The 12,467-nt window shown below is 66.8% G+C and carries 13 protein-coding genes; 8 read left to right on the top strand and 5 right to left on the bottom strand.

Going from position 1 to position 12,467, the window contains the following annotated elements; translation table 11 throughout:
* The first annotated feature begins 112 nt into the window (after positions 1–112).
* Positions 113–556: a ClpXP protease specificity-enhancing factor gene (locus FHW78_RS17245; RefSeq protein ID WP_183643511.1), complete on the top strand. Its 444-nt coding sequence runs from the start codon at positions 113–115 to the stop codon at positions 554–556.
* A gap of 102 nt (positions 557–658) precedes the next feature.
* On the opposite strand, the gene FHW78_RS17240 is transcribed toward FHW78_RS17245, so the two are convergent.
* From FHW78_RS17240 to FHW78_RS17230, 3 genes are read right to left on the bottom strand one after another with little or no spacing between them, the layout of a single operon-like run.
* Positions 659–985, bottom strand: a complete 327-nt coding sequence (locus FHW78_RS17240; protein ID WP_183643508.1) for a DUF3301 domain-containing protein — start codon at positions 983–985, stop codon at positions 659–661.
* A 23-nt stretch (positions 986–1,008) separates the two neighbouring features.
* Complete coding sequence (gene nadC / locus FHW78_RS17235; protein ID WP_183643505.1) at positions 1,009–1,869, bottom strand: carboxylating nicotinate-nucleotide diphosphorylase; 861 nt, start codon at positions 1,867–1,869, stop codon at positions 1,009–1,011.
* Positions 1,866–2,135, bottom strand: coding sequence for a Trm112 family protein (locus FHW78_RS17230; protein WP_183643502.1), 270 nt, complete (start codon positions 2,133–2,135; stop codon positions 1,866–1,868). The genes nadC and FHW78_RS17230 overlap by 4 nt, the downstream gene beginning before the upstream one ends.
* A 57-nt stretch (positions 2,136–2,192) precedes the next feature.
* Here FHW78_RS17230 and purE point away from each other — a divergent pair, with 57 nt between their 5' ends.
* The gene (gene purE / locus FHW78_RS17225) at positions 2,193–2,702 is read left to right on the top strand and encodes a 5-(carboxyamino)imidazole ribonucleotide mutase (protein ID WP_183643499.1); all 510 of its coding nucleotides are present in this window, start codon (positions 2,193–2,195) and stop codon (positions 2,700–2,702) included.
* A complete protein-coding gene (locus FHW78_RS17220) occupies positions 2,699–3,841 on the top strand; it encodes a 5-(carboxyamino)imidazole ribonucleotide synthase (RefSeq protein ID WP_183643496.1) in 1,143 nt (380 codons plus the stop codon). Before purE ends, FHW78_RS17220 begins: the two co-directional genes overlap by 4 nt.
* Before the next feature lie 79 nt (positions 3,842–3,920).
* On the opposite strand, the gene sodB is transcribed toward FHW78_RS17220, so the two are convergent.
* On the bottom strand, positions 3,921–4,499 hold the full coding sequence (gene sodB / locus FHW78_RS17215; protein ID WP_141453672.1) for a superoxide dismutase [Fe]: 579 nt from the start codon (positions 4,497–4,499) through the stop codon (positions 3,921–3,923).
* Positions 4,500–4,652: 153 nt separating this feature from the next.
* Here sodB and grxD point away from each other — a divergent pair, with 153 nt between their 5' ends.
* From grxD to ppnN, 5 genes are all read left to right on the top strand, one after another.
* Positions 4,653–4,973 carry a Grx4 family monothiol glutaredoxin gene (grxD, locus tag FHW78_RS17210; protein ID WP_183643493.1) on the top strand — a complete coding sequence of 107 codons (321 nt, stop codon included), beginning with the start codon at positions 4,653–4,655 and terminating at the stop codon, positions 4,971–4,973.
* A 10-nt stretch (positions 4,974–4,983) separates the two neighbouring features.
* Positions 4,984–5,730 carry an SDR family NAD(P)-dependent oxidoreductase gene (locus FHW78_RS17205; RefSeq protein WP_183643490.1) on the top strand — a complete coding sequence of 249 codons (747 nt, stop codon included), beginning with the start codon at positions 4,984–4,986 and terminating at the stop codon, positions 5,728–5,730.
* Positions 5,727–6,326, top strand: coding sequence for a YhgN family NAAT transporter (locus tag FHW78_RS17200; RefSeq protein ID WP_183643487.1), 600 nt, complete (start codon positions 5,727–5,729; stop codon positions 6,324–6,326). The genes FHW78_RS17205 and FHW78_RS17200 overlap by 4 nt, the downstream gene beginning before the upstream one ends.
* 246 nt (positions 6,327–6,572) lie before the next feature.
* A complete protein-coding gene (locus FHW78_RS17195) occupies positions 6,573–9,809 on the top strand; it encodes a carboxypeptidase regulatory-like domain-containing protein (RefSeq protein WP_183643483.1) in 3,237 nt (1,078 codons plus the stop codon).
* Positions 9,810–9,937: 128 nt separating this feature from the next.
* Positions 9,938–11,320, top strand: a complete 1,383-nt coding sequence (gene ppnN, locus FHW78_RS17190) for a nucleotide 5'-monophosphate nucleosidase PpnN (RefSeq protein ID WP_183643480.1) — start codon at positions 9,938–9,940, stop codon at positions 11,318–11,320.
* On the opposite strand, the gene FHW78_RS17185 is transcribed toward ppnN, so the two are convergent.
* Positions 11,302–12,387 carry a histidine kinase gene (locus FHW78_RS17185; protein ID WP_183643476.1) on the bottom strand — a complete coding sequence of 362 codons (1,086 nt, stop codon included), beginning with the start codon at positions 12,385–12,387 and terminating at the stop codon, positions 11,302–11,304. The genes ppnN and FHW78_RS17185 overlap by 19 nt on opposite strands.
* Between the last annotated feature and the right edge of the window lie 80 nt (positions 12,388–12,467).

Below are 12,467 nucleotides of genomic sequence, written 5' to 3'. Positions count from 1 at the left end.
CTGCCGCGGCGCTGGCATGGAACCGCGGGACGGTCGTGACTTATCCTAGGTCGGTGGCGTATGCCGCCGGCTCCGACGTCCGTGCAGCGGACGACTTCACCAGGCAGTACCGATGAATGATGAAACCCCCCGCATGACCAGCCACCGTCCGTACCTGTTGCGGGCACTGGTGGAATGGATCGCCGACAACGGCATGACCCCGCACCTGCTGGTCGACGCGACCCAGGCGGGCGTGCAGGTGCCGGCCAGCGCGGTGAAGGAAGGCAAGGTGGTGCTCAACATCGCCGAGCGCGCGGTCGTGCAGCTGCACATCGACAATCATTCGGTCAGCTTCACGGCGCGTTTCGGTGGCGTGAGTTTCCCGGTGATGGTGCCGATTTCCGCCGTGCTGGCGATCTATGCGCGCGAGACCGGACAGGGCATGGCCCTGCCCGACGATGGTCATTCACCCGGACCGGACGATGACGGTGGCGATGACGGTGCCGGTCCCGACAGCCCGGGCGACGACGACACCCCCGCGCCGCCGAAGCGTCCACACCTGCGGGTGGTCAAGTAGGCGAGGCCATCCCCGGTAACGACTGTAGGAGCGACGTGAGTCGCGACGCTTGGTGCAGTCGCGACTCACGTCGCTCCTACAGGAAGGGAGCCCGACCGGGACTCAGTGCTCGAACGGCACCACGCTGGGCCGCGCCGGACCGACGAACGAGACCAGCGTTTCGCCGCGCAGCACCAGCCGGCCGGTATGCCGGTCCATGCCGTCGTAGGAGTACTCGAAGCGGAACGTGCGTTCCCAGCCCAGCCGGCCGTCCTTGTTGCGCCGTAGGCGCAGGCCGGCGGCGTGCACGGTCTGGTCCAGCCAGATGACGCCCGCGGCGGAGCAGGCATTGCGGCCGAGCGCTTCGGCGCGCTCGGCGGCCGCGCGCGCGGCGTTCCAGTACGCGAAGGCGGCGGCGCCGGCGATCATCAGCAGGATCAGGCTGGGCATGGGATGGCGGAACCGGGCGGGAACTAGCCGCGCTCGCCCGGCGGCGGACCGAGCTTGAGCGACAGGTCGATGGCGTGGACGTGCTTGGTCAGCCCGCCGATGGAAATGCAGTCGACGCCGTCCTCCGCGATGCCGCGCAGCGTGCCCATGTCCACGCCGCCGGAAACCTCCAGCGGAATGCGGCCGGCGGCGATGCGTACGGCTTCCCGTCGCGTCGGCGCGTCGAAATCGTCGATCAGGATGCGATCGCAACCTTCGCGCAGCGCTTCTTCCAGTTGCGCCAGCGTTTCCACTTCCACGATCAACGGCAGGCCGGGCCGGGCTTCCCGCGCCGCGCGGATGGCGCCGCCGAGCGAGCCGTAGGCACGGATGTGGTTCTCCTTCAGCATCACCGCGTCGTACAGGCCGATCCGGTGATTGTGTCCGCCCCCGCAGCGCACCGCGTACTTCTGCGCCAGGCGCAGGCCGGGCAGGGTCTTGCGGGTATCCAGGATCTTCGCGCGGGTTCCCGCCACCGCCTCGACATGGCGCGCGGTCGCGGTGGCGGTGCCGGACAGGGTCTGCAGGAAGTTCAGCGAGGTCCGCTCCGCGGTGACGAGCGCACGCGAATGGCCCTGCAGGGTGGCGAGCACGGTGCCGGCGGTGATGCGATCGCCTTCGGCCACGCGCCAATCGATCCGCACCTGCGGGTCGAGCATCCGATGGGCCGCGTCGAACCACGGGCGTCCGGCGATGACGCCATCCTCCTTGCACAGCAGGTAGGCGCTGTCCGGACGGTCGGGCAGCAGCGCGGCGGTGACGTCGCCATCGCCGATGTCCTCGGCCAGCGCGCGGCGAACGTCGCCTTCGACGACCTCGGCGGGAGGCGGCTGCAACCCGCTCATCGCGCGGGGAAATCCGCCAACTGCGAAGTGGCGATGGCCTCCTCGGCCAGCAATACCGGAATGCCGTCGTCGACCCGGTAGAGCGTCCGTCGGTCCTGGGTGACCAGCGCTTCACGCAGCGTTTCGGCCTGGGGCGAACCGTCCGCGCGGGTCACCCCGCCCGCCGCGATCGCGCGGTTGGCCGCGTCCAGCCCACGGCCGTCGAGCAGCGACAGGGACTGGCGGGTGGTGGGGCAGCAGAGGATGTCCAGCAGTTTGCGGTCCATGGGTCCAACGTCGTTCGGCAAGGAGGGTAGAATACGTCTTTGCGACAGAGGACGGCCATGACCGCCACCGTTGACAGCCCCGTCGTGGGCATCGTGATGGGTTCCCGTTCGGATTGGGAAACCATGCAGAACGCCGCCCAGAAGCTCGACGCGCTGGGCGTGCCCTACGAGGTGAAGGTGGTGTCCGCGCACCGGACCCCGGACGTGCTGTTCTCCTATGCCGAGACCGCCGGTCCTCGCGGCCTGCGCGCGATCATCGCCGGAGCCGGCGGCGCCGCCCACCTGCCGGGCATGCTGGCATCCAAGACGGCGGTGCCGGTGCTCGGCGTGCCGGTGCAGTCCAAGGCGCTGAACGGCATGGATTCATTGCTGTCGATCGTGCAGATGCCGGCCGGCATCCCGGTCGCCACGTTCGCGATCGGCAATGCCGGCGCCGCCAACGCGGCGCTGTTCGCCGCGGCCCTGCTGTCTCCCGAATACCCCGCGATCGGCGCCGCGCTGGCGACGTTCCGCGCGCGCCAGACCGACGACGTGATGGCGCACGACGATCCGCGCCTGCCGGCATGACCACGGTCGGCATCCTCGGCGGCGGGCAACTGGCCCGCATGCTCGCCCTTTCCGGCGCTCCCCTGGGCCTGCGTTTCCTGGTGATGGACACCGAGGCCGACGCCTGCGCCGGCCAGTTCGCGCCGCTGCTGGTGGGCGACTACCGCGACGAGGCCGCACTGGCCGAGTTCGCCGGCAAGGTCGATGTCGCCACCTTCGATTTCGAGAACGTGCCGGCCGAAAGTGCCGAATGGCTGTCCGCGCGGGTGCCGGTGTTCCCCAACCCGCGCGCGCTGGCGACCGCGCAGGATCGCCTGGCGGAGAAGACGCTGTTTCGCGAACTGGATATCCCGGTACCCGATTTCGCGCCGGTATCCAACCGCGCGGAACTGGACGCGGCGCTGGCCAGTGTCGGCGTGCCGTGCATCCTCAAGACCCGCCGCCTGGGTTACGACGGCAAGGGCCAGTTCCGCATCCGTGCACTGGCCGATGCCGACGCGGCATGGGACGCGCTGGGCGCGCAGGCGGCCAAGGTCGGCCTGATCGTGGAAGCCTTCGTGCCGTTCGAGCGCGAGCTCTCCGTGGTCGCCGTGAGGGGGCGCGACGGCGAGTTCCGCACCTGGCCGCTGACCGAGAACTGGCACGTCGACGGCGTGCTGTCGGCGAGCCTGGCGCCGGCGCGGGCCGATGACGCGGTCGCCAGGACCGCGATCGATTACGCGCGCCGCCTGGCCGAGCGCACCGACTACGTGGGCGTGTTCGCGCTGGAACTGTTCTACCGCGACGGCCAACTGCTCGCCAACGAGATGGCGCCGCGCGTGCACAACTCCGGGCACTGGACCATCGAAGGCGCGGAAACCTCGCAGTTCCAGAACCACCTGCGCGCGGTGCTCGGCCTGCCGCTGGGCGATACGCGCATGCTCGGGCATGCGTGCATGCTCAACTGGATCGGCCAGATGCCGGATGCGCTGGCACTGCTGGGCGAAGCCGGCGGACATTGGCACGATTACGGCAAGCTGCCGCGCGCCGGCCGCAAGGTCGGGCACGCCACCGTGCGCGCCGACGACGTGGCGGAACTTGCGCAGGCGCTGGAGCGTGCCGGCCGCGCGCTGGGCCGCGAGGCGCAGGTGGCGCCGGTCATCGAACGCCTGCGCGGCTGAGCGCGGGCGGGTTGCGTGAAAAGCAGAAGGCCGGGGCATGCCCCGGCCTTCCCTGGTTTGCGGCGGTGAAACTCTGGATTCAGCGCAGGTTGCCGGCCACGAAGTCCCAGTTCACCAGCGCCCAGAACGATTCCACGTACTTCGGACGCGCGTTGCGGTAGTCGATGTAGTAGGCGTGTTCCCACACGTCGATGGTCAGCAGCGGCTTGTCCTCGCCGGTCAGCGGGGTGGCGGCGTTGGAGGTGCTGGCCAGCGCCAGCGAACCGTCCGGACGCTGCACCAGCCAGCCCCAGCCGGAACCGAAGGTACCGATGGCGGTCTTGGTGAACTCTTCCTTGAACTTGGCGAAATCGCCGAACGCCTTGTTGATCAGCTCGGCCAGCTTGCCGGTCGGCTCGCCGCCGCCATTGGGCTTCAGGCAGTTCCAGTAGAAGGTGTGGTTCCAGATCTGGGCCGCGTTGTTGAACATGCCGCCCTGGGACTTGCGCACGATCTCTTCCAGCGAAAGATCGGCGAACTCGGTGCCTTCGATCAGCTTGTTGAGGTTGTCCACATAGGTCTTGTGATGCTTGCCGTAGTGGTAGTCGATGGTTTCGCCGGAAATGTGCGGCTCGAGCGCCGTACGGTCGTAGGGCAGGGGGGGCAGTTCGATGGCCATGGCTGGGATCCTTGCGCTAGGCGGTGGAAGGGGGGCGTCGGCAGGGCGGCGCACGGGGGCTTACAATGGCGTTCCCGGCGGACGCGGTCCGTCGGGACGGGCGGAAGTGTACCCGACACCGGTTGGGTTACCGTAAAAGCAGGAGAAAACAGCATGCCGGTGATGGAACGCATCCAGGCCGAAGTCGAAAGCCATCCGATCGTCCTCTTCATGAAGGGCACGCCGGAATTTCCCATGTGCGGCTTTTCCAGCCGCGCCGTGCAGGCGCTGCGCGATGCCGGCGCCGAACAGCTGTACACCATCAACGTGCTGGAGGAGCCGGAAATCCGCGCCAACCTCCCGCGCTTCTCCAACTGGCCGACGTTCCCGCAACTGTTCATACAGGGTGAACTGATCGGTGGCTGCGACATCACGCTGGAACTGCACGAGTCCGGCGAACTGCGGCGCATCGTCGCCGAAGCCCTGTCGCCGTGAGGCCAGGTCCGTGAGCCTCATCGATCTGCCTACCCGCGCGATACGCGCGCTGGACAACCGCGTGGTGCTGATCAGCGGCGCGCATGGTGGCCTTGGCGCCGCCGCCGCGCTGGCATGCGCCGAAGCGGGCGCGACCCTGGTGCTGCTGGGACGCAAGGTGCCCAAGTTGAACCGCATCTACGACGCGGTGGCGCAGGCGGGACAGGAGCCCCTCTTGTATCCGCTGGATCTGGAAGGCGCTTCGCCCGACGACTATGCCGAACTGGTCGACCGCCTGTACGCGGAACTGGGGAGGTTGGACGGCGTGCTGCATTGCGCCGCCGAGTTCCGTGGCCTGACCCCGTTGGAGCACACGGATCCGGCGGCGTTCGCGCGCGCGCTCCACGTCAACCTGACCGCGCCGTGGTGGCTGTCGCAGGCCTGCCTGCCGTTGCTCAAGCAGTCCGATGACGGCGCGCTGGTATTCACCATGGACGACCTGTCCCGGGTGGGGCAGGCCTACTGGGGCGGTTACGGCGTGGCCCAGCATGGGTTGGCCGGCCTGGTGGACATGCTGGCGGCCGAACTGGCCGGTGGACCGGTCAGGGTCTCGGGTCTGCAGCCCGGGCCGATGAGCACCGGCCTGCGCTCGCGCGCCTATGCCGACGACAGCGACGGCCAGGCCTGTGATCCGGCCCGGTACGGCGCCGCCTGTGTCACATTGCTGTCATCCGCGGGCGCCGAACACCGGGGCCGCGTCTGGACCGTCCGGGCATGACCATCCTTTCGGCCGCACTGCTGTTGTTCCTGATCCTGGACCCGCTGGGCAACATCCCGGTGTTCCTGAGCGTGCTCAAACCACTGACGCCGCAGCGCCAGCGGGTCGTGCTGGCCCGCGAACTGCTGATCGCGCTGGCCGTGCTGATGATGTTCCTGTGGGGCGGCAAATATTTCCTGGAAATGATGCACCTGCGGCAGGAGTCGGTGGCGATCGCCGGCGGCATCGTGCTGTTCCTGATCGGCATCCGCATGATCTTCCCGCGGCCGGAAGGCCTGATGGGGGAAATCCCCGGCGGCGAGCCATTCATCGTGCCGCTGGCCATCCCGCTGGTGGCCGGCCCGTCCGGCATGGCGGCGGTGATGCTGATGGGCAGCAACGAGCCGGCCCGGCTGGCGGACTGGAGCCTGGCCCTCATCCTGGCCTGGGGCGCGACCTCGGCGATCCTTTTCTCCGCCACACTGCTCTACAAATGGCTTGGCCGGCGCGTCCTGACCGCGGTCGAACGCCTGATGGGCATGCTGCTGGTGGCCCTTTCCGTGCAGATGTTCCTGGACGGCATCGGGACCTACCTCAAGCTGCCGCCGAGCATCTGAGCCGGCGCCGGGAAAAAGTGCTGCAGCGCGGAATTTTTGTCACGCGGCGGTCACAAAATGGTCCTATCGTGTTAACCTGTTATTAACCAACGCGGCCGTTCCGCGTAGGCTCAGGGAACCCCAGAAATGCCCCCCACGACCCGCCGAGAGGTGGGCCGCCTGCGCGTCCGCATTCAGCCAGCCAGTTTCGCAACGCCAATTCCCGTACCGAGGCTCATACCCATGAATCAATCCCGTTGTCTCCGGATGTCCAAGCTCACCCTTGGCCTCGTCGCCGCGCTCGCGGCCGCCCCGGTCTTCGCCCAGAGCACCTCCGCCGGCGTCGGCGGCGTGGTCACCGGTGCCGATGGCCAGCCCGTCACCGGTGCCGAGGTGGTCATCACCCACGTCGAATCCGGCACGACCAGCCGCGTCACCACCGACGCCAGCGGCCGTTACAGCGCCCGCGGCCTGCGCGTGGGCGGCCCGTACCAGATCACCGTGACCAAGTCCGGCTCCGGTACCAAGACCGAAGACAACGTCTACCTGAACCTCAACCAGGTCAACACGGTCAATGCCGCGCTGACCGGCGATGCCACCACCACCCTCGAGACCGTCACCGCGGTCGGCGTGGCGGGCGGCTCGGAAGTGTTCAGCGCCACCAAGATGGGCACCGGTTCCAACATCAACCGCGAGAGCATCGAAGCGCTGCCGTCGGCGAACCGCAACATCCAGGACTACATCCGCCTGGATCCGCGCATCTCGCAGGTCAGCAAGGCGGACGGCGCGATCTCCGCGGGCGGCCAGAACACGCGCTACAACGCCATCCGCATCGACGGCGTCAGCGTCGCCGACCCGTTCGGCCTGGAATCCAACAACCTGCCGACCGAACGCCAGCCGGTCTCGATGGACGCCATCGAGGAAATCAACATCGATCTGGCCAACTACGACGTGACCATCGTCGGCGGCACCGGCGCGGTGATCAACGCGGTCACCAAGTCGGGTACCAATGAATTCCACGGCACCGTCTACGGCACCTATCGCGACAAGAGTTGGGTGCGCGAGGAACTGGAAGGCGTCAAGTTCAACGGCTTCGACGACGAAATGACCTACGGTGCCACCTTCGGCGGCCCGATCGTCAAGGACAAGCTGTTCTTCTTCGCCAACTACGAGAAGTACGAGCGCAGCGCGCCGGGCACCAGCCTGACCAACACCCCCTACGGCACCGGCAACATCACCGACGCCGACATCGCCGACCTCGTTTCGGCGGCCAACGACCACGGCATCAGCGCGGGCGGTTTCACGCTGCCGGGCACCAACAAGACCGAGATCGAAGAGTACGCGCTGAAGCTGGACTGGAACATCAACGAAAACCATCGCGCCGCCCTGCGTTACAGCAAGCTGGAGCAGAGCGTCCTGCGCTTCCCGGAAATCGACAACAACAGCGTCTCGCTGAGCAGCTTCTGGTACGCGCTGCCGAAGACCTTCGAAAGCTACGTCGGCGAACTGTTCAGCGACTGGAACGAGAACTTCTCCACCGAGTTCAAGGTCGGCTACAAGGACTACTCGGCGGTGCGCAGCACCTTCTCGAACCTGCCGCAGATCGAAGTCCGCGGTTTTGGCTCCAACGGCCAGTCGTCGGTGTTCCTGGGCACCGAGATCAACAGCCATGTCAACATCATCGAGACCAAGGAAACGACCGCTTTCGGTGCGGCCAACTGGTACATCGGTGACCACACCGTGAAGTTCGGCTTCGACTACTCGAAGAACGACATCCTGAACTTCTACGGCCGCGCGGTGAACGGCGTCTATTCGTTCGACAATATCGACGCGTTCCGCGCCGGCACGCCGAGCAACTACCAGATCCGTGCCCCGCGTCCGGGCGGCAGCATCAACGACATCCCGGCCGAGTACACCCTGAAGAACGTCGGCCTGTTCGCGCAGGACACCTGGGCGGTCAACTACAACCTGACCCTGACCTTCGGCCTGCGCGTCGATATCCCGGACTTCAGCGACCAGCGCCTGTACAACCCGCTGATCGAGCAGACCTACGGCTACGACAACACCCAGACCGTCGATGACAAGCTGGTGCAGCCGCGCTTCGGCTTCAACTACACCTTCGACAGCGACCGTCCGACCCAGCTGCGTGGTGGCGTGGGCCTGTTCGGTGGCGCTGCCCCGAACGTGTGGCTGGCCGGCACCTACCAGAACACCGGCCTGAACTACGTCGAATACAGCTGCTCCGGCGACCAGGCCCCGGTGTTCTCGCCGAGCCCGGCGCCGAACATCCCGGCCAACTGCCAGGCCGGCAACGCGCGCGCCAACGTCGACATCGTCGAGCCCGGCCTGAAGCTGCCGTCGGTGTGGAAGGCGAACATCGCCCTGGATCACGAACTGCCGTGGTACGGCATTGTCGCCTCGGCCGAGCTGCTGTTCACCAAGGTCAACGACGGCATCGTGGTGGACCGCCTGGACATGTACAACGCCACCGGCCAGGGCCCGACCGCCTACGGTCAGGATGGTCGTCCAATCTTCTGGAACGCGGCTGGCCTCAACCCGGCCAACGCCAATCCGACCCGGGGCATTGTCTACACGCCCAATGGCCCGTCTCCCAAGGCCAACCGCCCGGCCGGCATCGGCGATGTGATGCTTCTGCGCAACACCGACGAGGGCAAGAGCCGCCAGTACACCTTCGGCCTGAACAAGCCGATGCTCAACGACTGGTCCTGGTCGCTGGCGTACACCTACACCAAGGCGACCGAAGTCAGCCCGCTGACCAGCTCGCAGAACACCTCGAACTGGGGCAGCACCCTGATCGGTGCGGTCAACGGCGATACCGCGTGGGACTCGCGCTATGCCATCCGCGATCGCATCACCGGTACCGTGGAGTGGAAGCACCAGTTCTTCGGTGACTACGACACCCGCATCGGCCTGTTCTACGAAGGCCGCACCGGCCGTCCGTACAGCTACATCTACTACAACGATCTGAACGGCGACAGCAACCCGACCACCAGCACCAGCAACGCCGGTCTGTTCAACGACCTGTTCTACGTGCCGGCGGCCCCGGGCGACGTGCTGTTCACCGGCGGCGCCCAGATGGAGCAGGCGTTCTTCGACTGGTTGAGCCAGAACCCGGAACTGCAGAAGTATCGCGGCCAGATCGCGCCGGCCAATGCGTTCCGCGCCAAGTGGGTCAACAGCTTTGACGTGCGCTTCAGCCAGGAACTGCCGGGCTTCATGAAGGGCCACAAGACCGAGCTGTCGCTGGACATCATGAACATCGGCAACCTGCTGAACAAGAAGTGGGGCCTGATCGACGACTACGGTTTCAACTCGACCCGCCGCGTGGCCAGCTACGCCGGTATCGATCCGGCCACCGGCAAGTACGTCTACCACTTCAGCGGCAGCACCGACAGCTCGCAGATCCAGGAAAACAACAACGACAAGGGCAACACCGGCGTGTCGCGCTGGTCGGTCATGTTGGGCCTGAAGTACAAGTTCTAAGCCGCAAGGCCAGGGAACACCAGAAACGGCCGGGGCAACCCGGCCGTTTTTTTATGGGAATGCCTTGAGCGCGGGACTGCGCTAAAGTCATCGGGTCATGACACGAAAAAACGACGGGAAACAAACATATGAGTGAAGCGCCATCGAGGGCGTTGCCGGTACAGAACGCGCAGATCCACCCCCGCGGGGCGCTGGATGTGCTGTCCCGGGCCGAAGTGGCCCGCCTGCGCGACGCTTCGGCGGGCGGCATGCACGACCTGCTGCGCCGCTGCGCGCTGGCCGTCCTGACCAGCGGCAGCGCGTCGGACGACCCGCGCGCCGCCCGCGACCTGTACCCGGATTTCGACATCCAGGTGCTGCAGCAGGACCGTGGCGTCCGCATCGATCTGTTCAATGCGCCGGCGATGGCCTTCGTCGACGGCGAGATCATCCGGGGCGTGGCCGAACTGCTGTTCGCGGTGGTTCGCGACCTGGCCTACACCGCCATCGAGTTGGGGCCGGATTGCAAGGACGACCTGGACACCTCCTCGGGCATCACCAACGCGGTGTTCGGACTGCTGCGCAATGCGCGCATCCTGCGCCCGGCCGACCCGAACCTGGTGGTGTGCTGGGGCGGCCACTCGATCTCGCGCGACGAGTACCTGTACACCAAGCAGGTCGGCTACGAGCTGGGCCTGCGCGGGCTGGACATCTGCACCGGCTGCGGTCCGGGCGCGATGAAGGGGCCGATGAAGGGCGCCACCATCGCCCACGCCAAGCAGCGCCGCCGCACCACGCGCTACATCGGCATCACCGAGCCGGGCATCATCGCCGCGGAATCGCCGAATCCGATCGTCAACCACCTGGTGATCATGCCGGACATCGAGAAGCGCCTGGAGGCATTCGTGCGCATCGGCCACGGCATCATCGTGTTCCCTGGCGGCGTCGGTACGGCGGAGGAAATCCTCTATCTGCTGGGCATCCTGCTGCGCGAGGAAAACGCCGAACTGCCGTTCCCGTTGATCCTGACCGGACCGACCATCGCCGCGCCGTACTTCGAGCAGATCGATCAGTTCATTCGCCTGACCCTGGGGGAAGAAGCGACCCGGCGCTACGAAATCATCATCGGTGACCCGGTCGCGGTGGCGAAGAAGATGGGCGCCGGCATCCGCAAGGTGCGCGAGTACCGAATCCAGCAGAAGGACTCGTTCTTCTTCAACTGGGCGGTGGATATCCCGGGCGATTTCCAGCAGCCGTTCGTGCCCAGCCACGAAGCGATGGCCGCGCTGGATCTGCACCATGGCCGTCCCGCGCACGCGCTGGCGGCGGACCTGCGCCGCGCGTTCTCCGGCATCGTCGCCGGCAACGTCAAGGAAGACGGCATGCGCCGGATCGAGGAGTTCGGTCCGTTCGAGATCCATGGCGACGCCGACATGATGCAGGCGCTGGACGCGCTCCTGCGCGCCTTCGTCGAGCAGCGGCGCATGAAGATCGCCGGCGAGTACAAGCCCTGCTACCGAGTGCTGACCTGATCAGGCCCATCCGGGAAAGCGGAAAGCGCCGCTTTCCCGGCTTCATTCCCGCCCTCGCGCGGTAGGGTGATGACGGCCAGGTAATGGCCGTCTTCCTGGCGGGTTTCCAGTTGTCCCAGGCCCTGGGTCAGCGCGTGGATGCGGGCGCGCACCGAGCTCTGGCCGACCTGGTGCCCGCGGGTCGGCATCGCCCGTTCCGGGATCGGATTGCGGATGGTGATGACGATGTCACGCACCGATGCCTTCACGCCGATGTCGAGCGTGCCGCCGGACGGACTGGGTTCGATGCCGTGGCGGATGGCGTTCTCCACCAGCGGCTGGATGGACAGGGTAGGAACCCTCACCTCCGGCACGGTGTCGGGCAGGTCCCAGCGTGCGTGCAGGCGTTCGCCGAAGCGCAGGCCCTCGATCTCCAGGTAGCGCCGGGTCAGCGCCAACTCCTCGGCCAGCGGGATCTCGCGGGGACCGGCCAGGGCCGCGCGAAACAGATCCGACAGATCCAGCAGCATCCGTTCGGCATCCTGCGGTCGTTGATGGACCAGCGCGGTGGCGGTGTTGAGCGTGTTGAACAGGAAGTGCGGCCGTATCCGCGCCTGCAGCGCCTCGAGCTCCGCCTGCTTGGCCTTCACCGCCATCTGGCGCGCGCGCCAATGATTCTGGAAGGCGGCCAGACCGAGCAGGCCGACGGTGATGGCCACGCCGGTGAAGCGCAGGAACATGTCTTTCCAGTCGTCCTTCAGGCTTGACCACAGATCGCCCAGCAACAACCAGGTGGCTGCGCAGAACAGCCAGGTGGTCAGTACCAGCAGGCACAGCGCGGTATATGCGACATAGGGCGGACGCAGCCTGCCCAACGGGCGCCGCAGCAGATACAAGGCACCCAGGGTGGTCAGCGAGATCCATTGGACGACCAGCGAGGTGAGCCCGAAATAGACCCAGGGACTGACGCCTCCGCCCGGTGCCAGGGTCAGTACCGCTGCGACGCCTTCGCCCGCAAGCACGACCCAGATGATGGCCGGGGCCTGCCAGAGGGCATCGAGTGGCGCGTTCTGCTGGACTGCCTTCATGGACCGGCGAAAAAGGGGAGACCCGGCCGCATGATGCCCGAAGGACCGGCGATTGGCAGCGTCCGCCCGTTGATGCCTTC

This window comes from Pseudoxanthomonas sp. OG2 (assembly GCF_014192765.1).
GTDB lineage: Bacteria > Pseudomonadota > Gammaproteobacteria > Xanthomonadales > Xanthomonadaceae > Pseudoxanthomonas_A > Pseudoxanthomonas_A beigongshangi.
This window is presented reverse-complemented; position numbering and strand designations above follow the sequence as displayed.

What these genes read in the sequence shown, in the direction of transcription:
- FHW78_RS17185 (WP_183643476.1), bottom strand. Translation starts at nt 12,387, where the DNA reads ATGAAGGCAGTCCAGCAGAACGCGCCACTCGATGCCCTCTGGCAGGCC.
- sodB (WP_141453672.1), bottom strand. Translation starts at nt 4,499, where the DNA reads ATGGCCATCGAACTGCCCCCCCTGCCCTACGACCGTACGGCGCTCGAG.
- grxD (WP_183643493.1), top strand. Translation starts at nt 4,653, where the DNA reads ATGCCGGTGATGGAACGCATCCAGGCCGAAGTCGAAAGCCATCCGATC.
- FHW78_RS17195 (WP_183643483.1), top strand. Translation starts at nt 6,573, where the DNA reads ATGTCCAAGCTCACCCTTGGCCTCGTCGCCGCGCTCGCGGCCGCCCCG.
- nadC (WP_183643505.1), bottom strand. Translation starts at nt 1,869, where the DNA reads ATGAGCGGGTTGCAGCCGCCTCCCGCCGAGGTCGTCGAAGGCGACGTT.
- FHW78_RS17220 (WP_183643496.1), top strand. Translation starts at nt 2,699, where the DNA reads ATGACCACGGTCGGCATCCTCGGCGGCGGGCAACTGGCCCGCATGCTC.
- FHW78_RS17245 (WP_183643511.1), top strand. Translation starts at nt 113, where the DNA reads ATGAATGATGAAACCCCCCGCATGACCAGCCACCGTCCGTACCTGTTG.
- FHW78_RS17240 (WP_183643508.1), bottom strand. Translation starts at nt 985, where the DNA reads ATGCCCAGCCTGATCCTGCTGATGATCGCCGGCGCCGCCGCCTTCGCG.
- FHW78_RS17230 (WP_183643502.1), bottom strand. Translation starts at nt 2,135, where the DNA reads ATGGACCGCAAACTGCTGGACATCCTCTGCTGCCCCACCACCCGCCAG.
- purE (WP_183643499.1), top strand. Translation starts at nt 2,193, where the DNA reads ATGACCGCCACCGTTGACAGCCCCGTCGTGGGCATCGTGATGGGTTCC.
- FHW78_RS17200 (WP_183643487.1), top strand. Translation starts at nt 5,727, where the DNA reads ATGACCATCCTTTCGGCCGCACTGCTGTTGTTCCTGATCCTGGACCCG.
- ppnN (WP_183643480.1), top strand. Translation starts at nt 9,938, where the DNA reads ATGAGTGAAGCGCCATCGAGGGCGTTGCCGGTACAGAACGCGCAGATC.